We start from the raw sequence: 19,827 nt of genomic DNA on the forward strand, positions 1-19,827 counted from the left end.
GATGGCGCCGGGGCTTTTTTCATGTCTTGCTGGAGGGCTTCAGAGAAGCTCGGCGGTGAGGGTGTTGAGCAGCATTCGGCCCTGTTGCGTAGCCCCGAAACGCTCGCCCTCATGCCAGAGCAATCCAAGCTCGACCAGCGGATCGAGCGACAGGGCCTCTGTGCGACCAGGATCGATAAGGTGAGCGCGCGCAAGATCTAGGCCTTCGCTAAGGCGCAAACCCATCATGATGTATTCCGACCATACATCTTGGGAGGTCAGAGCCTCAATTTCGAGGTCCCCCGAACCGGCTTCTGCGGCGTTGATCCAGTCGCCCGGGGCGCGGCGTGCCACGGTGGCGCTACGCTGTCCGTTGACCGTCACCCGGCCATGCGCGCCGGGGCCGATGCCGACGTAGTCACCCCCGCGCCAATAGACCAGGTTGTGCCGTGACTCGTCGCCGTCACCGGCGTGGTTCGAGACCTCGTAGGCCGGCTTGCCTGCCACTTCGCAGATCTCCTGCGTCGCGAGATAGAGGTCGGCGCCGAGATCCTCGCTCGGAAGATCGCGCAGCTTGCCGGCCTGGGCACGGTCCCAGAAGGCGGTGCCTTCCTCGATGGTCAGCTGGTAGAGCGACAGGTGGTCGGCGGCGAGATCAAGGGCCTCGCGCAGCTCGGTTTCCCACGCCGCAAGACTCTGCCCCTGCCGGCCGTAGATCAGATCGAAATTGACCCTGTTGAAGGTCGATTTGGCGATGTCGAGCGCGCGAACCGCCTCGTCGACATCGTGCAGACGGCCAAGGCGGCGGAGGTCGTCGGGGCGCAGCGCCTGCACCCCGAGCGACACGCGGTTGACCCCCGCCATTGCGAAGCCCTCGAACTTGTTGATCTCGACGGAGCGGGGATTGGCCTCGAGGGTGATCTCGATATCGTTGGCCCAGGCCCAGTGATCGCGGGAGGCATTGAGCACGGCGCGAACCGTCTCCGGCGCCATCAGCGAGGGCGTGCCGCCGCCGAAATAGATCGAGCGCAGAACCCGACCCTCGGTCTGGCGACCGTAGCGGGCGAGCTCGCTGACCAGCGCCGCCGCCCAGCGGGCCTGATCCACGTGCGACACGACATGGCTGTTGAAGTCGCAATAGGGGCACTTGGCCTCGCAGAACGGCCAGTGCACGTAGAGGCCGAAGCCCCCGGGTTGCCAGGTCTCAGCCAAAACAGCCCGTCACGAACTTGGCGAAGGCATCGGCGCGGTGGCTGATCCTGTTCTTTTCCCAGCGATCCATCTCGCCGAAGGTGATGTCGTAGCCCTGCGGCTCGAAGACGGGATCATAGCCATGACCCTGATCGCCGCGCATCGGCCACACCACGCGGCCTTCCATCACCCCGGGGAAGACCTCGTCATGACCATCGGGCCAGGCCAGAACCAGGGTGCAGCAGAAGCGCGCGGTCCAGGGCTCGGGCTTGCCGGAGGCGACAAGCTCGTCATGGGCACGGGTCATCGCCATGATGAAATCGCGGCCATTGCCGGTCTCGGCCCAGTCGGCGGTGTAGACGCCGGGCGCACCGTCCAGCGCATCGATGGCGATGCCGCTGTCATCCGACAGCGCCGGCAGGCCGGTGGCCTTCGCGGCGGCATGGGCCTTGATGCGGGCGTTCTCGACGAAGGTGGTGCCGGTCTCTTCCGGCTCCGGCAGCTCCATCTCGGCGGCGCCGACCACCTCGACACCGAAGGGCTTGAGAAGATCGGTGATCTCCTCGAGCTTGCCCCGGTTGTGGGTCGCGACCAGAAGCGTTTTGCCCTCGAACTTGCGGGTCATGCGGTCGCTGCCTTCTGTGCCTCGACGAGCTGCGCCACGCCGGATTCCGCGAGATCGAGCAGCGTGCCCATCTGGTCGCGCGAGAAGGTCGCGCCCTCGGCCGACATCTGGACCTCGATGAGCTGGCCATCGCCGCGCAGGATGAAATTGCCGTCTACGCCGGCCTCGCTGTCCTCGGGGTAGTCGAGATCGAGTACCGGCTGGCCGGCATAGATGCCGCAGCTCACCGCCGCGACCGGCGAGATCAGCGGATCGGTTATCACGTCACCGGCCTTCATCAGCTTGTTGACCGCGAGGCGCAGCGCCACCCAGCCGCCGGTGATCGCGGCGCAGCGGGTGCCGCCATCGGCCTGGATCACGTCGCAGTCGATGCTGATCTGGCGTTCGCCGAGGGCAACGCGATCGACGCCGGCGCGCAGGCTGCGGCCGATCAGGCGCTGGATCTCGACGGTGCGGCCGCCCTGCTTGCCGGTGGTGGCCTCGCGGCGCATGCGCGATCCGGTGGAGCGCGGCAGCATGCCGTATTCGGCGGTGACCCAGCCGAGGCCGGAGCCCTTGATGAACGGAGGGACGCGCGGTTCGAGCGAGGCAGTGCAGATCACATGCGTATCGCCCATCTTGATCAGGCACGACCCTTCGGCATGTTTCGTGACACCCGTCTCGATTGAAACGGGGCGCATTTCGCTTAAATCTCGTCCTGACGGTCTCATGGAAGTCCCTTTCTCGGTTGCGCCCGGGATACTGGTGCCCCGCTATCCCCGCAACCCCGATTGACGGCGCAGGAGAGGGGCTTTTAATGGCCCAAGGACGCGGAGAGACACGGATGAAAGAAGGAACCCGGTTGCTCGAAGAGATGAACGATCGCTCGCGCGAGGTGTTCCGCAAGGTCGTCGAGAGCTACCTGGAGTTCGGCGAACCGGTGGGCTCGCGTACGCTGACGCGGTCGCTGAGCGAGAAGGTCTCGGCTGCCACGATCCGCAACGTGATGCAGGACCTCGAGTATCTCGGCCTGCTCGACAGCCCGCATGTGAGCGCCGGGCGGATCCCGACCCAGCTTGGCCTGCGGATGTTTGTCGACGGGCTGCTCGAAGTGCGCGATCTCGACCTCTCGGACCGCGAGAAGCTCGACGCCACGCTGGGGCCGGGCGGCGATGATGTTGGCGGCATTCTTGACCGCGTCGGCTCGGCGCTGTCGGGGGTGACTCATGGCGCCTCGCTGGTGCTGACGCCGAAGCATGAGGCGCCGATCAAGCATATCGAATTCGTCAGCCTGGGCCATGATCGGGCGCTGGTGGTATTGGTGTTTGGCGATGGCCACGTGGAGAACCGGCTGTTCCGACCGCCGCCCGGCCAGACGCCGAGCTCGATGCGGGAGGCGGCGAATTTCCTCAACGCGCTGATCGAGGGCAAGACGCTCTCTGAGCTGCGCGGGGTGATGGCCGAGGAGATCTCGCGCCGGCGCAGGGAAATCGACACGCTGGCCGCTGATCTCATCGAGGCGGGCATCGCCACGTGGGAGAGCGACGCCGACAATTCGGCCCGGCTGATCGTGCGCGGACGGGCGAATCTGCTCGGCACCGAGGCCGAGACCGAGGAGCTCGACCGCATCCGCAGCCTGTTCGACGACCTCGAGCGCAAGCGCGACATTGCCGAATTTCTGGAACTCGCCGAGACCGGCGACGGGGTGCGCATTTTTATCGGCTCGGAGAACAAACTTTTCTCACTTTCGGGTTCCTCTCTGGTGGTGTCTCCCTATATGAACGCGGATCGTAAGATCATCGGCGCGGTGGGGGTGATCGGACCCACGCGCCTCAACTACGGCCGGATCGTCCCGATCGTGGATTATACGGCGCAGCTGGTCGGCAAGCTGATTGCCGAGCGGAGCTAGAGGTGAACAATGGCAGACCCGAAGAACGACGAGTTTCTCGATGACATCGAAGCCGCCGAGGCCGAGGCCTATGCGGACGAGGCCGAGGAGATCGATACCGAGGCAGCGGAGATCGATGCGCTGCGTGCCGAGCGCGACGAGTTCAAGGATCGCTTCATGCGCGCGCTGGCGGATGCCGAGAACGCGCGCAAGCGGGCCGACAAGGACCGCCGCGAGGCGCAGCAATATGGCGGCTCGCGTCTCGCCCGTGACCTGCTGCCGGTCTATGACAACCTGCACCGCGCGCTTGGCGTGGCGCGCGAGGAAGACGCCGCCGCGGCGCTGATCGAGGGCATCGAGCTGACCCTGCGCGAGCTCACCAACACCTTCTCGAAGCACGGCATGACGACGATCTCGCCGCAGGTCGGCGACAAGTTCGACCCGCAGCAGCACGAGGCGATGTTCGAGGCGCCGGTGCCGGGCACCAAGGCGGGCGAGATCATCCAGGTCTCGGCGGAAGGCTTCATGCTCTACGACCGCCTGCTGCGCCCCGCGCAGGTCGGCGTGAGCTCGATGCCGGCGAGCTGATCTCTGCGTTCCCGACGCGGGAGGGGGGCGCTGCCCCCCGTCCGCCCGGGGCGGACTCCCCCCGGGATATTTTCGGCCAGAAGAAGACCGGGGTCATTTGAGCGATGTTGCACGTGGAGCGGTCCTTCCGGGGGCCGCTTTTTTAGTGCTCGAGCGCGGCCTTGAGGTCGTAGAGCGCCTGAAGGGCGTCGCGCGGGGAGAGATCGTCGGGGTTGAGGCTGGCGAGCTTTTCCTCGAGCGGCGAGGGGCCGGAGGGGCGCGCGGGCTGGGGGGCGGCCTCGGCGGCGGCGGAGAACAGCGGCAGGTCGTCGATCAGCGCCTTGGGGGCGGCGCGCTCGCGCTCGCCTTTCTCCAGCGCGTCGAGGATGGTGCGGGCGCGATCGGTGACCGCGCGGGGCAGGCCGGCGAGCTGGGCCACCTGCACGCCGTAGGAGCGGTCGGCGGCGCCTTCGCGCACCTCGTGCAGGAAGATCACCTCGCCGTCCCATTCCTTGACCGCGACTGTGGCGTTGCGCACGCCCGCGAGCTTGCCGGCGAGCACGGTGAGTTCGTGGTAGTGGGTCGCGAAGAGGCCGCGCACCCGGTTGACGCCGTGCAGGTGTTCGAGCGTCGCCCAGGCGATCGAGAGCCCGTCATAGGTCGCCGTGCCACGGCCGATCTCGTCGAGGATGACGAGCGCGCGGTCGTCGGCCTGGTTGAGGATGGCGGCGGTCTCGACCATCTCGACCATGAAGGTGGAGCGGCCACGGGCGAGATCGTCCGAGGCGCCGACGCGGCTGAAGATCTGGCTGACGAGGCCCAAATGCGCCGAGCGGGCCGGGACGTAGGAGCCGATTTGCGCCAGCAGCGCGATCAGGGCGTTCTGCCGAAGATAGGTCGACTTACCGGCCATGTTGGGGCCGGTGAGCAGGGTGACGGAGGCGGCATCGCCCTCGGCCGAGAGGCCGCAATCATTGGCGATGAAGGCGCTGCCGCCCTGCGCCTGCAGGGCGCGTTCGACCACAGGGTGACGGCCGCCCTCGATGGCGAAGGCGCGGCTGTCGTCAACCTGCGGGCGGCACCAGTCCTGGGCGCGGGCGAGATCGGCGAGGCCAAGCGCGAGATCGAATTCCGACAGCGCAAGGCCGGTCTCGGAAAGAGTGGGGGCATTGGCCAGGATGGCGTCTCTCAGGCTGGCATAGAGACGCTTTTCGATCTCCAAAGCCTCGTTGCCGGCATTGAGGATGCGGGTCTCGAGCTCGGTCAGCTCGACGGTGGTGAAGCGGACCTGGTTGGCGGTGGTCTGGCGGTGGATGAAGGTCTCGCTGAGCGGCGGCGACATCATCTTTTCCGCATGGGTGGCGGTGGTTTCGATGAAGTAGCCGAGCACGTTGTTATGCTTGATCTTGAGCGAATTGACCCCGGCCTGCTGGGCGTATTGCGCCTGCATGGCGGCGATCACGCCGCGACCCTCGTCGCGCAGCTTGCGGGCTTCGTCGAGTGCCTCGTCGTATCCGGGCGCGATGAAGCCGCCGTCGCGGGCGAGGAGCGGCGGCTCGGCCACCAGCGCGGCGTCGAGCAGGGAGAGCAGCTCGTCGTGGCCGCGCAGCGCGGCGCGGGAGCTGGCGAGCAGCTCGGGCAGGGCGGCCTCATCGAGCGCTTGCGCGATCTCCTCGGCCTGGGCCAGCGCGTTGCGCACCGCGGCAAGATCGCGCGGGCCGCCGCGGTCGAGCCCGAGGCGCGACAGGGCGCGGTCGAGATCGGGCACCTTTCGCAGCAGATCGCGCAGGGCGCTGGCAAGCGGCGTCTCGATGCCCCAGTCGAGCGCGTCGAGCCGGGCGGAGATCACCGCAAGCTCGCGCGAGGGCGAGGAGACGCGGCGCTCGAGCAGGCGGGCGCCGCCGGGGGTCACGGTGCGGTCGATCACCGACAGCAGCGAGCCCTGGCGGCCGCCATTCATCGATTGCGTGAGCTCGAGGTTGCGCCGGGTGGCGGCGTCGATCTGCAAAAGCCGCGAGACCGCGTCGCGCTGCGGTGCGCGCAGCAGCGGCAGACGGCCCTTCTGGGTGATGTCGAGGTAATCGACCAGCGCTCCCATCGCCGCCAGTTCGGCGCGCTCGAAGCTGCCGAAGCCGGCGAGCGTCTGCACCCCGAAGAGGCTGCAGAGCCGGGCCTCGGCACCGGCGCTGTCGAAGGAGGCGCGGCCGAGCACAGTGGGGTAGATGCCGAGATCGCCCAGCACCGCGCGCAGCTCTTCCTCGGCGGCCTCGGAGGTCAGCAGCTCGGAGGGGGCAAGCCGCGCCAGCTCTGCGCCGATACGAGCCTGGCCCAGCGGCATGACGTGGAACGCGCCGGTAGAGATATCGGCCCAGGCCAGCGCCCAATCGTCTCGAACCTTGGCCAAGGCGGCGAGGAAATTGTGCCGCCGCGCCTCGAGCAATGACTCCTCGGTGAGCGTCCCGGGGGTGACGAGCCGCACTACCTCGCGCTTCACCACCGATTTCGAGCCGCGCTTCTTGGCCTCGGCGGGGCTCTCCATCTGCTCGCAGACCGCGACGCGAAAGCCCTTGCGGATCAGCGTCAGCAGATAGCCTTCGGCGGCATGGACCGGCACGCCGCACATCGGGATATCGTCTCCCGCGTGCTTGCCGCGCTTGGTCAGCGCGATGTCGAGCGCCTCGGCGGCGGCGGCGGCATCGTCGAAGAACAGCTCGTAGAAATCGCCCATGCGGTAGAACAGCAGCGCATCCGGGTGCCCGGCCTTGATCTCGAGATATTGCGCCATCATTGGCGTGACTGCCGTCATGTCTGCCCCCGGGTGACTGCCTGTGCCTGCCTGTTCCGGCGAGACATACCAAAGCGTCCGACCCCGACGAAAGCCGAAATCCGCGCTGTTGAGCGATGCTTGACGCTGCGCTAAGAGAAACGACGCGCTGCGCTGGAGAAAGACGACATGGCCAAGATCAAATTCACCCGGGAGGAGGCGCTTGCCTTCCACCTCGAGCCCACCCCCGGCAAGTGGGAGGTGAAGGCCACCGTCCCGATGACCACCCAGCGCGACCTGTCGCTGGCCTATTCGCCGGGCGTTGCGGTGCCCTGCGAGGATATCGCCGAGAACCCCGAGCTGGCCTATGACTACACCAACAAGGGCAACCTCGTTGCGGTGATCTCCAACGGTACCGCGGTGCTGGGCCTCGGCAATCTCGGTGCGCTCGGCTCGAAGCCGGTGATGGAGGGCAAGTCGGTGCTGTTCAAGCGCTTCGCCGACGTCAACTCGATCGACATCGAGCTCGACACCGAGGACCCGGAAGAGATCATCCGCGCGGTCAAGCTGATGTCGCCGACCTTTGGCGGGATCAACCTCGAGGACATCAAGGCGCCCGAGTGTTTCATCATCGAGCAGCGCCTCAAGGAAGAATGCGATATCCCGGTCTTCCACGACGACCAGCACGGCACCGCGGTGATCTGTGCAGCCGGTCTGATCAACGCGCTGCACCTGAGCGGCAAGAAGATCGAAGAGTGCCGCATCGTGCTCAACGGTGCCGGTGCCGCCGGCATCGCCTGCCTCGAGCTGGTCAAGGCGATGGGCGCCAAGCATGACAATTGCATCATGTGCGACACCAAGGGCGTGATCTACCAGGGCCGCACCGAGGGCATGAACCAGTGGAAATCCGCCCACGCAGCGCGCACCGATCTGCGCACGCTGGAAGAGGCGATGGCCGGGGCCGATGTCTTCCTCGGCGTTTCGGCCAAGGGCGCGGTGACCCAGGCGATGGTAGAGAGCATGGCCGAGAACCCGGTGATCTTCGCCATGGCCAACCCCGATCCCGAGATCACGCCCGAGGAGGCCCACGAGGTGCGCCCGGATGCGATCGTGGCGACCGGGCGCAGCGACTATCCGAACCAGGTCAACAACGTGCTGGGCTTTCCCTACCTGTTCCGCGGCGCGCTCGATATCCACGCCCGCGCCATCAATGACGAGATGAAGATCGCCTGCGCCGAGGCGCTCGCCGCCATCGCGCGCGAGGATGTGCCCGACGAGGTCGGCCTTGCCTATGGCAAGCAGCTGGCCTTCGGCCGCGATTACATCATCCCGACGCCCTTCGACCCGCGCCTGATCCATCGCATCCCGCCCGCGGTGGCGAAGGCGGGCATGGAGACCGGTGCGGCGCGGCGCCCGATCATCGACATGGAGGCCTACGAAGAGACGCTTCGGGGTCGCATGGACTCGACCGCGCCGATCATCCGCAGCATCAACAACCGGGCGCGTCAGGCGCAGGCGCGGATGATCTTCGCGGAAGGCGACGATCCGCGCGTGCTGCGCGCCGCGGTCATGTATCAGCGCAACGGTCTCGGCAAGGCACTGGTCGTGGGCCGCGAAGACGACGTGAAGAAGAAGCTCGAGGATGCCGGGCTTGGCGATGCCTATCGCGAGCTCGAGATCGTCAACGCGGGCAACACCCGCCATCTCGATGCCTACAAGGATTTCCTCTACCAGCGGCTGCAACGCCGGGGCCGCGACCTGAAGGACATTCACCGCATGGCCGCGCGCGACCGTCACGTGTTTGCCTCGCTGATGCTGGCGCATGGCCATGCGGATGGTCTGGTGACCGGCGCCACGCGCAAGTCGGCCCACGTGCTCGAGCGCATCAACACCGTGTTCGATGCCAGCGCCGAGCATGGCGCGGTCGGCGTCACGGCGCTGCTGCTCAATGGCCGCATCGTGCTGATCTCCGACACGCTGGTGCATGAATGGCCAGAGCAGCACGACCTCGCCACCATCGCCGAGCGCGCGGCCGACGTGGCGCGCCATCTCGGCATGGAGCCGCGCGTCGCCTTCGTGTCGTTCTCGACCTTCGGCTACCCGGTCTCCGAGCGGGCGCAGAAAATGCATCTGGCGCCGCAGGTGCTCGACGCGCGCGGCGTCGATTTCGAGTACGAGGGCGAGATGACCGTCGACGTGGCGCTGAACCCGAAGGCGCAGGAGGCCTACCCGTTCCAGCGCCTCACCGGCCCGGCCAACATCCTCGTGGTGCCGGCACGGCACTCGGCCTCGATCTCGGTCAAGCTGATGCAGGAGATGGCGGGCGCCACCGTGGTCGGCCCGATCCTCGCGGGCATCGACAAGTCGATCCAGATCTGCTCGACCAACATGACCGCCAATGACATCCTGAACATGGCGGTGCTGGCAGCCTGTAAGGTGGGCTGACCGCAAACTTTCGGAGGAGGCACGGATGACGATCTACAATCTTGGCTCGATCAACGCGGATCTTGCCTATTCCGTGCCTCATCTGCCCCTGCCGGGCGAGACGCTGGCGGCATCAGGCATGATCCGCGGCCTTGGCGGCAAGGGCGCCAACATGTCGGTCGCCGCCGCCCGTGCGGCGGCTCGCGTGGTGCATGTGGGCGCTGTCGGCAAGGGCGGCGGCTGGGCCATCGAGCGGCTGATGGAATACGGCGTCGACACCCGGCACATTGCCACCGTCGAGCCCGAGACCGGCCACGCCATCATTCTCGTGGACGGACACGGCGAGAACTCCATCGTCATCCACCACGGCGCCAACCATGCCATTCCAGAGGAGCTGATCGGGCAGGTTCTCTCGGACGCCGATACCGGCGATATTCTCCTGATGCAGAACGAAACGCTGCTGCAGCCCGAGGCGGCGCGCATGGCGCGCAAGCTCGGGCTTCGCGTTGCCTATGCCGCGGCGCCCTTCGAGGCGGAGGCGGCGCTGGCGGTGCTCGATCACACCGACATCCTCGTGCTCAACGCGATCGAGATGGCGCAGCTCGAAGAGGCCACCGGGCTCGACCTGCCGCAAATGGGCGTGAAGACGGTAATCGTCACCGAGGGCGCCGAGGGCTGCCGTATCCATCTTGCCGAAACCGGCTGGATCCCTGAGCGCATCGCCGCGCCCAAGGTCGAGGCGGTGGACACCACCGGGGCAGGGGACACCTTCACCGGTTACCTGATCGCCGGGCTCGACCGCGGCATGCCGCTCCGGCAGGCCGCCGATCTCGCGACCCGCGCCGCGGCGATCATGGTGACGCGCCACGGCACCGCCGATGTCATCCCCGATCTGAAAGACGTGCAGGACGCAAGGCTGGGCTGAGCCTCAGCCTCCCGTGAAGGGCGCGGCGCTGCCCCAGAGCTGGCGCACGCGCTGGTCGCGGCCGCAGGCGTCGCGGTATTTCTTGTAGGCCTTGGCCTTCGAGATCGGGCCGAAGCGCGACAGGATGATGTCGTCGGACTTGTAGTAATCCTGGTGATAGGCCTCGGCATTGTAGAACCGGTCCGCCTGCAGGATCGGGGTCACGATCCTCTGCCCGAGCGCCGCCTGCGCCTCGGCCTTGGCTTTTTCCGCGGCGGCCTTTTCGGCGGCGTTGGAGACGAAGATCGCGGTCCGATAGCTCTCGCCGCGATCGCAGAACTGGCCGCCGGCATCGGTCGGGTCGACGGAGCGGAAGAACATCGCGTAGAGCTGATCGGCGCTCACCCGCGCGCTGTCATAGGTGATCTTTACCGCTTCGTAATGCCCGGTGCCGCCGCGGCTCACCTGCTTGTAGGTCGGGTTGGCGGTGCTGCCGCCGGTATAGCCGGAGACCGCCCCGGTCACGCCGCGCACCTTCTCGAAATCCGCCTCTACGCACCAGAAGCAGCCGCCGGCGACGACGATCTCGCGGCGCTCTCCGGCCTCGGCACGCTGCGATTGCACGCAAAGCCCCATGACGATCAGAACGGTTAGAATGATGCTGCGGACCATGATGCGCCTCCCTTTGGACAACAGGCTGCGGCCAGCGCGCCGCGCAATCAATCGCTGCAACGCGATTTCACCGCATGGTGAGCGCGCGTGACCCCTTCCTTAGGCCGCGAAACGCTCCTAGCGTGGCACGCATGGACAAGGTCACGACACATCAGGCGCAGGACGACGCCCGCAACGAAGAGATCCTCATCTGGGTCAACGGCACGCTCAAGCCCAAGGCGGAGGCGCTGGTCTCGGTCTATGATTCCGGCTTCATGCTGGGCGACGGCATCTGGGAGGGGCTGCGGCTCTACGACGGGCGCTGGAGCTTCATCGACGAGCATCTCGACCGACTCTTCGAGGCGGCGCTGGCGATCGACCTCGAGATCGGCATGAGCCGCGCCGAGCTGCTGGCGGCGATTGCCGCCACCCAGGAGGCCAACGGCATGGTCACCGATGCCCATTGCCGGCTGATGGTGACGCGGGGCATCAAGACGCGGCCGTTCCAGCATCCGGGACTGTCGATGCAGGGGCCGACGGTGGTGATCCTGATGGAGCACTCCAAGCCCTCGATCCCGCGCCCGATCCGCCTCGCCACCGTGCCGCACCAGCGCGGCCTGCCGATGACGCAGGACCCCAAGCTCAACTCGCATTCCAAGCTCAACTGCATCCTCGCCTGCATCGCCGCCGAGAAGGCGGGGGCGGACGAGGCGCTGATGCTCGACGTGCATGGCTTCGTGAACACCACCAACGCCTGCAACTTCTTCATCGTGCGCAAGGGCGAGGTTTGGACCTCGACGGGTGATTACTGCATGAACGGCATCACCCGGCAGAAGGTCATCGACCTCTGCCGCGCCAACGGCATCCCTGTGCACGAGCGCAACTACTCGCTGGTCGACACCTACGGCGCCGACGAGGCCTTCCTCACCGGCACCTTCGGCGCCCAGACCCCGGTGGGCGAGATCGACGGCCGCCGCATCGGCAGCGGCGAGATGGGCCCGATGACCAAGCGTCTTCGGGCACTCTACAAGGAGCTTGTCACGTCATGAAGATCGCCATGTGGTCCGGCCCGCGGAACCTCTCGACCGCGATGATGTATGCCTTCGGCAACCGCGCCGATTTCCATGTGGTCGACGAGCCGTTCTACGGCCCCTACCTGCGCATGACCGGGCTCGCGCACCCGATGGGCGAGGAGATCAAGGCCAGCCGCCCCGAGAGCGGCGAGGAGGTCGCGGTGCAGCTTGCGGGGCCGATCCCGGGGGGAAAGCCGCACGCCTATCACAAGCACATGTGCCAGCACATGATCTCCGGCATGCCGCGCGAGTTCATGGCCGAGTGCGTCAATATCTTCCTGCTGCGCCATCCGGCGCGCGTGGTGGCAAGCTTTTCCAAGGGCTATGAGAACCCCACCGCCGCCGATATCGGCTTTGCCCTGCAGGCCGAGCTTTACGAGCATGTCTCTTCCCTCGGGCTGACGCCCTACGTCATCGACAGCGCCGACATCCGCAATGATCCGGAGGGCAAGCTGCGCGCGCTCTGCGCGGCGATCGGGCTGGAGTTCGATCCGGCGATGCTGAGCTGGCCCGCCGGCGGCCACCCGCAGGATGGCGTCTGGGCGCCGCACTGGTACGCTTCGGTGCATCGCTCCACGGGGTTTGCCGGGCCGGAAGGCCCGCTTCCGGTGCTCGAGGGACGCGCGAAGGTGCTCGCCGAAGAGGCCATGGTTCATTACGACATGATGCGCGCCAAAACCCTGATCTGATTTTTTTTCAGGTTTTTTCGGTCCCTGCTGAAACTCCCCCCTCTCGGGCTCCGTGGTTAAGGGCAGATCAGGCAACACCGGGTTGCCTGCCCAAGACACGACAGGAGAGTATGATGAAGAGTTTCGCAGTTGCCGCCGCCCTGACCCTCACCGCCGGTGCGGCCCTTGCCGACGACCACGCTATGCCGATGGTCAAGGCGATGGACCAGAGCGTCTCCAACGGCGTCGTGAGCGCGGAAGCGGTCATGGCCGAGAGCAATGGCTGGCTCGTGGTGCACCGCACCGATGCCGAGATGAAGCCCGGCCCGGTGGTCGGCCATGCGCCGCTGCGCGCCGGCGAGACCATGGACGTGGCCGCCATCCTGACCGAAGAGGTCGCCTCGGGCGACATGCTGATGCTGATGGTGCATGGCGAAGAGGGCGGGATGGAGACCGGCGTGTTCGAATACACGCTCGGCGCCAAGGAAGACGGTCCGATCCGTCTCGACGGCAACCTCGTGATGACCACGATCACCGTCGAGTAAACAAGGTTCGTCTTGATGAGTTGACTGGGTTCGTAACGAGTAACCGGTTCCCGTAACAAGTATCCGGAGGCCGCCCTTCCTGGCTCAATGACGGTCTTCGGCGCCGTCCCCGCACTGGCCGCGGGGGCGGCTTTTTCTTGCCCGCCTCAGCCCAATGCGTCACGTGTGACAGGGCATCTTTCGCCGGAATAGAGCCTGTCTAGCACCTCGCGAAAACAGCCCGGCGCGCCCGGCACCGCCTCGAAAAGCGTCATGCAGGAGCGCAGCTTCAGCGCATCCACCGGGCCGAGGATCTCCACCGGCGCCGTGCCCTCGTGGCTCAGCAGAAGCTCGCTCACTTCACAGAGACGCGGCCCGAGGATTGGGTGGCCGAGATACGCCGCAGCCTCGTCCAGCCCGGACAGCCCGAAATGCCGCGCCATCTGCGAGCGGCCCAGAATGTCGAGCTGCGGGAACACGTACCAGATCCAGTGGGTGACCTTCCGCCCGTCGCGCAGTTCGGCGAGGATCTGCGGCCAGTGGCGATCCTGCGCGTCAACGAAGTCCTGAAGTTCTGCCATGGCGACCTCCGGCCGGTTGGGGCGCTGCCCCGCCCGCGCGGGGCGCGGACCCCCCGGGATATTTTGAGCCAGAAGAAGCCATGAGGGAAGCGCCCCTGTCTTCTTCTGGCCAAAAAATATCCCCGCCGGAGGCATGTCCGGCGGGGGCAGTCTTTCTCGACGTCTGAGGCTTGGCTCAGCCCTGGAAGCGGCGGTTGCGCGCGGCCAGCAGCTTCAGGCGCAGCGCGTTGAGCTGGATGAAGCCCTTCGCGTCTTCCTGATTGTAGGCGCCGGCGTCGTCCTCGAAGGTCACGTGGGCCTCGGAGTAGAGCGAGTGCTCGGACCAGCGCGCCACGGTGCGGGCAACGCCCTTGTAGAGCTTGAGACGGACGGTGCCGGTCACGTGCTCCTGGCTCTTGTCGATCAGTGCCTGCAGCATCTCGCGCTCGGGCGAGAACCAGAAGCCGTTGTAGATCAGCTCGGCATAGCGCGGCATGATCGAATCCTTGAGGTGGCCGGAGCCGGAATCGAGGGTGATCTGCTCGATGCCGCGATGCGCCTCGAGCAGCACGGTGCCGCCCGGGGTCTCGTAGATACCGCGCGATTTCATGCCGACGAAGCGGTTCTCCACCAGGTCGAGCACGCCGATGCCGTGCTTGCCGCCGAGTTCGTTGAGCTTGGTCAGGATCGTCGCGGGCGACATCGCCTCGCCGTTGATCGACACCGCGTCACCCTTCTCGAAACCGATTTCGATGAACTCGGGCGCGTCGGGCGCCTGCTCCACGGGCACGGTGCGCTGCAGCACGTAATCGGGCGCCTCGTCGGCCGGGTTCTCGAGCACCTTGCCCTCGGAGGAGGTGTGCAGGAGGTTGGCGTCGACAGAGAACGGCGCCTCGCCGCGCTTGTCCTTGGCGATCGGGATCTGGTTCTTCTCGGCGAAGTCGATCAGGCGGGTCCGCGAGGTGAGGTCCCACAGGCGCCAGGGTGCGATCACCTTGATCTCGGGGTTGAGCGCGTAGCAGGCCAGCTCGAAGCGCACCTGGTCGTTGCCCTTGCCGGTGGCACCGTGGGCGACCGCGTCGGCCCCCTCGGCGGCGGCGATCTCGACCAGCCGCTTGGAGATCAGCGGTCGGGCGATCGAGGTGCCCAGCAGGTAGAGCCCTTCGTAAAGCGCGTTGGCCCGGAACATCGGGAACACGAAATCGCGCACGAACTCCTCTCGGAGATCCTCGATATAGACCTTGGACACGCCCAGCATCTCTGCCTTCTTGCGGGCGGGTTCGAGCTCTTCTCCCTGACCGAGATCGGCGGTGAAGGTGACGACCTCACAGCCATACTCCACCTGGAGCCATTTCAGGATGATCGAGGTGTCGAGGCCACCGGAATAGGCCAGGACGACTTTCTTGGGCGCGGACATCGGGTTTTCCTCACGTGCAAACTGGAGCGCGGGTTACCGCCTTTTCGACGCAGGGGCAAGGATCGGGCGTTGACGCCCCCTCGGGCTGTGCTAGCCCTGCCGGGGTGAGGCGAAATGACGGGCGGTGCGATGGGCTGGACGATCTTCATGCATTCGGTGCGGATGGTGCTGGACAATCTCGGCCCGGCGCTGCGCGTCTCGGCGGTGCTCTACCTGCTGCAGGCGGCGTCGCAGATCCTGACCTTCTTCATGCCGCAGGCCGATCCGACCGCGGGGGATCCCACCGTGGCCCCGGTGGCGGCGGGAGAATTGCTGATCCTGATGGTACTTGCGCTGATCGCCAGCCTGTGGATCGCGGTCGGCTGGCATCGCTTCGTGCTGACCGGAGAGACCCCGCGCGGCTGGCTGCCGGCCTGGCATGGTTCCGAAATCCTGAGCTATCTCGGCCGCTCCATCGTCATCGGTCTGCTGATCGGGCTCGGCATCGCGGTGATCGGCGGGCTGGCGATGGGTGCTGCGATGGCGGTGCCCGGGCTGATGGGGATGGTGGCCTTCGGGCTCGTGGGCCTCGCGAGCTACGTGTTCTTCCGCATCGGGCTGATCCTGCCGGCCGCGGCGCTGGGCGAGAAACTGAGCCTTGGCGAATCGTGGCAGGCGACGGCCAAGGACGACAAGGCGATCCTCGTGCTGGCGTTGATCGTGATGGCGGGGCAGTTCCTGATCAGCGTGCCGGCGATGATCGACGGCAATAGCAGCTCGGTGATTAGCCTGGTCTATTCCATCGTGGTCAACTGGTTCGCGACGATGATCGGCATCTCGGTGCTGACAACGCTTTACGGGTATTTTGTCGAGGGGCGGTCGCTCGACTAGGCTTGCCTTGCGCCGGGGGATGCGCCAACTCTCGGCAATGGACAGCTTTCAAGACAAGGCCCGCGCCGCCGCACTGGCGATGCGCGAGGTCTTCCCCGAGACACCGCTTCTGCGCAACGCCCATCTCAGCGAGCGTTTCGGCGCCGATGTCTGGCTCAAGCGCGAGGATCTGAGCCCGGTGCGCAGCTACAAGCTGCGCGGCGCCTTCAACGCCATGCGCAAGCGCCCCGAGGCGGAGCTCTTCGTCGCCGCGAGCGCCGGCAACCACGCTCAGGGCGTCGCCTTCATGTGCCGCCAGTTCGGCAAGAAGGGCGTGATCTTCATGCCGGTGACGACGCCCGACCAGAAGATCCAGAAGACCCGGATGTTCGGTGGAGACGCGGTCGAGCTGGTGATGACCGGCGATTATTTCGACGACACGCTGGCGGCGGCGCAGGCGTTCTGCGCCGAGAAGGGCGGGCATTTCCTGTCGCCCTTCGATGATGAGGACGTGATCGAGGGGCAGGCCAGCGTCGCGGTCGAGGTCGAGGGCCAGCTCGGGCGGGTGCCGGATCACGTGGTGATCCCGGTGGGCGGCGGCGGGCTGGGCTCGGGGATGCTGAGCTATTTCGGCAATGACTGCCAATACACCTTCGTCGAGCCGCGGGGCGGCGCCTGCCTGCAGGCGGCGCTGCGGGCGGGCCACCCGGTGGCGCTCGAGCGGGTCGACAATTTTGCCGATGGCGCGGCGGTGGCGAAGATCGGTGAAAAGACCTTCGCGCGGCTCAAGGGGGTCGGGCTGGCCAACACGCTGACCATCAGCGAGGACCGGCTCTGCACCACCATGCTCGAGATGCTGAATGTCGAGGGGGTGGTGCTGGAACCGGCGGGCGCGCTGGCGGTGGATGCGCTCAAGGATCTCGGCCAGTCGATCCGGGGGCGCACCGTGGTCTGCGTGACCTCGGGCGGCAATTTCGATTTCGAGCGCCTGCCGGAGGTCAAGGAGCGGGCGCAGCGCTACTCGGGGGTGAAGAAGTATTTCATCCTGCGCCTGCCGCAGCGGCCCGGCGCGCTGAAGGATTTCCTCGGTTTCCTCGGGCCGGAGGATGATATCGCGCGCTTCGAATACCTGAAGAAATCGGCACGCAATTTCGGCTCGGTGCTGATCGGAATCGAGACCTCGGACCCGGTGCATTTCGACGAGCTGTTCCGCAAGCTCGACGCCCACGGCTACACCTATCGCGACATCACCGATGACGAGGTGCTGGCGCAGTTCCTGATCTGAGTGTTTGATCCGAGCGCCCGGCGGCCTCTCTCCGCAGGCTCGCCCTGATCTGGCGAGGCGCTCTGATTTGTGGCTTTTGCCTGATCCGGGGATCTTGCCTGATCTCGCCGGGGATGCCGCTCTCCGATCCGACGCAGGCTCGCGATTTCCCGGCGCTCGACCGGCTCGGCCGTGCCACTTTTGCCCGAGCCATGGCGTGCAACGCTTGAGAGCCGTCTCGCGGCCGGGGCTCAGGCGGCGAGACGGTCTGACAGATCGCGCAGGAAGGCTTCGCGGCTCTGCTCGTAGAGGCCGGCGATGAGGGTCATGTCGATGCCGCCTGTCGCCCCGGCGCGCGCTGCTGCTTCGTATTCGTCGCAGATCGCTGCGAAGGCCGAGAAGCCCAGGTTGAGCGCACTGCCACGCAGCGAATGCAATGCGGCTTCGGTTTCCGGGGCGCTGTGCAGCAGAACCGGGAGATCGCCGACGGTGGCTTCGACCTCCTGCAGGAAGAGGGGCACGACCTCCTCGAATTCCGCAGCGCCGATTTCATCGCGCAGCTCGGCAACGCGGGCCCAATCGATCATGGAACACCTCCTTGCCCGGGAGTAGCGTGAGAGCATGAAGAAATCCTTTCCAACGGACGCGTTTCCGGTCCGTGCTCTGGAAAGGAAGCGTTAGGGGCGATCGGCTAGAGATCGGCAACCTGCCCGAGCGAGGATCGCGCTTGCACCCGGACCGCACCGACATTCCCGACCCGAGCGTCTCGGGTACCCCGCTTCAGCGCATCCTGCTCGTCGATGACAGCGCCGTGCAGCTCAAGATCCTCGCCGCGATGATGCGGCACTGGGGCTTCGAGGTATGGCAGGCGGAAAGCGGGGCGGAGGCGCTGGCGCTCTGCGAGGAGATCGCCTTCGACGCGGTGCTGTCGGACTGGATGATGCCGGGGATGGATGGGCTCGAGCTCTGCCGCCGGTTCCGGCAGCTTCCGCGCGACAGCTACGGCTATTTCATCCTGCTCACCTCGAAGAACGAGCGCGGTGCCATCGTGCGCGGGCTCGATGCGGGGGCGGACGATTTCCTGACCAAGCCGGTGAGCTCCGACGAGCTGCGCGCCCGGATCAATGCCGGCGCGCGCCTGCTCTCGACCCAGCGCCAACTCTCCGAGACGCTGGCCAAGCTGCGCCGGGCCTATGACGCGATCGACCGCGATCTGCGGCAGGCCCGCACCATCCAGCAGGCGCTGGTGCCGCGGCGGTTCCAGCGCTTCCGCACCGCCAGCGTCAGCCTGCTGCTGAAGCCCTGCGGCCACGTTGGCGGCGATCTCGTGGGGATGTTCAGCCCCGATCTCTCTGGTGTCGGGGTCTATTGCATCGATGTCTCGGGCCACGGCATCACCTCCGCGATGATGACCGCCCGGGTGGCGGGCTATCTCGGCGGCGATTTCCCCGATCAGAACATTGCGCTAGAACGGCGGCGCGAGCGAAAGATGATCTTCTGCCCGCCGAAGGTCGTTGCGATGCGGCTGAACCAGCGGCTTTCGGCAGATCCCGGGGTGCTTGAATACCTGACGATGGCCTACCTCACGCTTGAGCTGGGCTCGGGGCTCGTCACGCTGGTGCGCGCGGGACATCCGCCGCCGTTGCTGATCCGGGCTGACGGGGGCATGGAGTATGTTGGCGCTGGCAGCTTGCCGGTGGGGTTGCTGGCCGATGCCAGCTACGAGGAGACACGGCTCTCCCTCGCGCCCGGAGATCGCATCCTGCTCTATTCCGATGGCATGACCGAGGCGCGTCTGAACGGCGGCGGCATGCTCGACGAGCGCGGCCTGATCGAGCTGGCGCGCGAATGCGTCTCGGCGCAGGGCACCGAGTTTCTCGATGATCTCTACTGGCGGCTGAGCCAGCTTACCCCGCCGGGCCACCCGCTCGAGGATGACGTCTCGGCGGCGCTGGTCGAGTATCACGGGCCGTGAGGCTTGGGCCGTGAGCCGTCAACACCGAGACGCGGCTCAAAGGGCGAAGCGTTGAACGAAGTCGCAATCGCCGGGATTGCCGAGAATGTCGGCGGCCAGCTCCGGCGCCACGAAATGCGCGCTGTGGCCGTCTTCGCTGGGCGGGCCGAGCGGGCGCACCGGATGCGCCATGTAGATGATGCAGAGCTTCTCGGCCCAGAGATCGTATTCCGGCATGTAGGTGAAGCGCCGGAATGCGCCGAGCCGCTGCGGCCAGGCGATGCGCCAGCCGGTCTCTTCCAGCACCTCGCGGTGCAGCGCCTCGAGCGGCGATTCGCCCGGATCGATGCCGCCTCCGGGCAGCTGGAACTCGGGCCATGGATCGGTCTGGTGGGTGAGCAGCAGCGCCCCGTCGCGGGGCAGGATCGCATAAGCGCCGGGGCGCAGTGTGTATTTCCGCCCGGCTTCCGGCGGCTGGCCATAGCGTGCGATCATCGGGGGCCCCCTTGGTTCCTGCCTTGTCCTGCCTATATGGTGCCGGTATGC

At 66.5% G+C, this 19,827-nt stretch carries 19 protein-coding genes; 10 read left to right on the forward strand and 9 right to left on the reverse strand.

The window, feature by feature from the left end:
• Positions 1-39: 39 nt before the first annotated feature.
• Genes hemW through rph form a run of 3 tightly spaced genes read right to left on the reverse strand, consistent with a single transcriptional unit; the run spans position 40 to position 2,505 of the window.
• Positions 40-1,191 (reverse strand): radical SAM family heme chaperone HemW, encoded by a 1,152-nt coding sequence (hemW, locus tag KUV62_RS08525; RefSeq protein ID WP_222603259.1) that lies wholly within the window; start codon positions 1,189-1,191, stop codon positions 40-42.
• Positions 1,184-1,795, reverse strand: a complete 612-nt coding sequence (gene rdgB / locus KUV62_RS08530) for an RdgB/HAM1 family non-canonical purine NTP pyrophosphatase (RefSeq protein ID WP_222603260.1) — start codon at positions 1,793-1,795, stop codon at positions 1,184-1,186. Before rdgB ends, hemW begins: the two co-directional genes overlap by 8 nt.
• Positions 1,792-2,505 carry a ribonuclease PH gene (rph, locus tag KUV62_RS08535; RefSeq protein ID WP_222603261.1) on the reverse strand — a complete coding sequence of 238 codons (714 nt, stop codon included), beginning with the start codon at positions 2,503-2,505 and terminating at the stop codon, positions 1,792-1,794. Before rph ends, rdgB begins: the two co-directional genes overlap by 4 nt.
• Positions 2,506-2,618: 113 nt before the next feature.
• On the opposite strand from rph, the gene hrcA reads away from it, so the two are divergent.
• Complete coding sequence (hrcA, locus tag KUV62_RS08540; RefSeq protein WP_222603262.1) at positions 2,619-3,683, forward strand: heat-inducible transcriptional repressor HrcA; 1,065 nt, start codon at positions 2,619-2,621, stop codon at positions 3,681-3,683.
• Positions 3,684-3,692: 9 nt separating this feature from the next.
• Positions 3,693-4,250, forward strand: coding sequence for a nucleotide exchange factor GrpE (locus KUV62_RS08545; RefSeq protein ID WP_222603263.1), 558 nt, complete (start codon positions 3,693-3,695; stop codon positions 4,248-4,250).
• A 142-nt stretch (positions 4,251-4,392) separates the two neighbouring features.
• Here the strand turns inward: KUV62_RS08545 and mutS are convergent, their stop codons facing one another.
• On the reverse strand, positions 4,393-7,035 hold the full coding sequence (gene mutS / locus KUV62_RS08550; protein WP_222603264.1) for a DNA mismatch repair protein MutS: 2,643 nt from the start codon (positions 7,033-7,035) through the stop codon (positions 4,393-4,395).
• 147 nt (positions 7,036-7,182) lie between these two features.
• On the opposite strand from mutS, the gene KUV62_RS08555 reads away from it, so the two are divergent.
• Positions 7,183-9,438 (forward strand): NADP-dependent malic enzyme, encoded by a 2,256-nt coding sequence (locus KUV62_RS08555; protein WP_222603265.1) that lies wholly within the window; start codon positions 7,183-7,185, stop codon positions 9,436-9,438.
• Positions 9,439-9,463: 25 nt separating this feature from the next.
• Complete coding sequence (locus KUV62_RS08560) at positions 9,464-10,342, forward strand: ribokinase (RefSeq protein WP_222603266.1); 879 nt, start codon at positions 9,464-9,466, stop codon at positions 10,340-10,342.
• 3 nt (positions 10,343-10,345) lie between these two features.
• On the opposite strand, the gene msrA is transcribed toward KUV62_RS08560, so the two are convergent.
• Complete coding sequence (msrA, locus tag KUV62_RS08565) at positions 10,346-10,993, reverse strand: peptide-methionine (S)-S-oxide reductase MsrA (protein WP_222603267.1); 648 nt, start codon at positions 10,991-10,993, stop codon at positions 10,346-10,348.
• Between the two features lie 131 nt (positions 10,994-11,124).
• On the opposite strand from msrA, the gene KUV62_RS08570 reads away from it, so the two are divergent.
• From KUV62_RS08570 to KUV62_RS08580, 3 genes are all read left to right on the forward strand, one after another.
• Positions 11,125-12,021: a D-amino acid aminotransferase gene (locus KUV62_RS08570; protein ID WP_222603268.1), complete on the forward strand. Its 897-nt coding sequence runs from the start codon at positions 11,125-11,127 to the stop codon at positions 12,019-12,021.
• Positions 12,018-12,734, forward strand: a complete 717-nt coding sequence (locus KUV62_RS08575; protein WP_222603269.1) for an HAD family hydrolase — start codon at positions 12,018-12,020, stop codon at positions 12,732-12,734. The genes KUV62_RS08570 and KUV62_RS08575 overlap by 4 nt, the downstream gene beginning before the upstream one ends.
• Before the next feature lie 113 nt (positions 12,735-12,847).
• Positions 12,848-13,258 carry a hypothetical protein gene (locus tag KUV62_RS08580; protein ID WP_222603270.1) on the forward strand — a complete coding sequence of 137 codons (411 nt, stop codon included), beginning with the start codon at positions 12,848-12,850 and terminating at the stop codon, positions 13,256-13,258.
• Between the two features lie 146 nt (positions 13,259-13,404).
• Here the strand turns inward: KUV62_RS08580 and KUV62_RS08585 are convergent, their stop codons facing one another.
• The gene (locus KUV62_RS08585) at positions 13,405-13,818 is read right to left on the reverse strand and encodes a DUF1810 domain-containing protein (RefSeq protein ID WP_261395483.1); all 414 of its coding nucleotides are present in this window, start codon (positions 13,816-13,818) and stop codon (positions 13,405-13,407) included.
• A 175-nt stretch (positions 13,819-13,993) separates the two neighbouring features.
• The gene (locus KUV62_RS08590) at positions 13,994-15,214 is read right to left on the reverse strand and encodes an argininosuccinate synthase (RefSeq protein ID WP_222603272.1); all 1,221 of its coding nucleotides are present in this window, start codon (positions 15,212-15,214) and stop codon (positions 13,994-13,996) included.
• A gap of 114 nt (positions 15,215-15,328) precedes the next feature.
• On the opposite strand from KUV62_RS08590, the gene KUV62_RS08595 reads away from it, so the two are divergent.
• Both KUV62_RS08595 and ilvA read left to right on the forward strand, forming a co-directional pair.
• On the forward strand, positions 15,329-16,084 hold the full coding sequence (locus KUV62_RS08595) for a hypothetical protein (RefSeq protein ID WP_261395484.1): 756 nt from the start codon (positions 15,329-15,331) through the stop codon (positions 16,082-16,084).
• Positions 16,085-16,121: 37 nt separating this feature from the next.
• On the forward strand, positions 16,122-17,348 hold the full coding sequence (gene ilvA / locus KUV62_RS08600; protein ID WP_222603273.1) for a threonine ammonia-lyase IlvA: 1,227 nt from the start codon (positions 16,122-16,124) through the stop codon (positions 17,346-17,348).
• 230 nt (positions 17,349-17,578) lie between these two features.
• On the opposite strand, the gene KUV62_RS08605 is transcribed toward ilvA, so the two are convergent.
• Positions 17,579-17,914, reverse strand: a complete 336-nt coding sequence (locus KUV62_RS08605) for an Hpt domain-containing protein (protein WP_222603274.1) — start codon at positions 17,912-17,914, stop codon at positions 17,579-17,581.
• 140 nt (positions 17,915-18,054) lie between these two features.
• Between KUV62_RS08605 and KUV62_RS08610 the strand changes: the two genes are divergently transcribed.
• Positions 18,055-19,302, forward strand: coding sequence for a PP2C family protein-serine/threonine phosphatase (locus KUV62_RS08610; protein WP_222603275.1), 1,248 nt, complete (start codon positions 18,055-18,057; stop codon positions 19,300-19,302).
• Between the two features lie 36 nt (positions 19,303-19,338).
• Here KUV62_RS08610 and KUV62_RS08615 read toward each other — a convergent pair whose 3' ends face one another.
• Positions 19,339-19,776, reverse strand: a complete 438-nt coding sequence (locus KUV62_RS08615) for an NUDIX hydrolase (protein WP_222603276.1) — start codon at positions 19,774-19,776, stop codon at positions 19,339-19,341.
• Between the last annotated feature and the right edge of the window lie 51 nt (positions 19,777-19,827).

Origin of the sequence: Salipiger bermudensis, from assembly GCF_019801965.1 — a bacterium.
GTDB classification, from domain to species: Bacteria; Pseudomonadota; Alphaproteobacteria; order Rhodobacterales; family Rhodobacteraceae; genus Salipiger; species Salipiger bermudensis_A.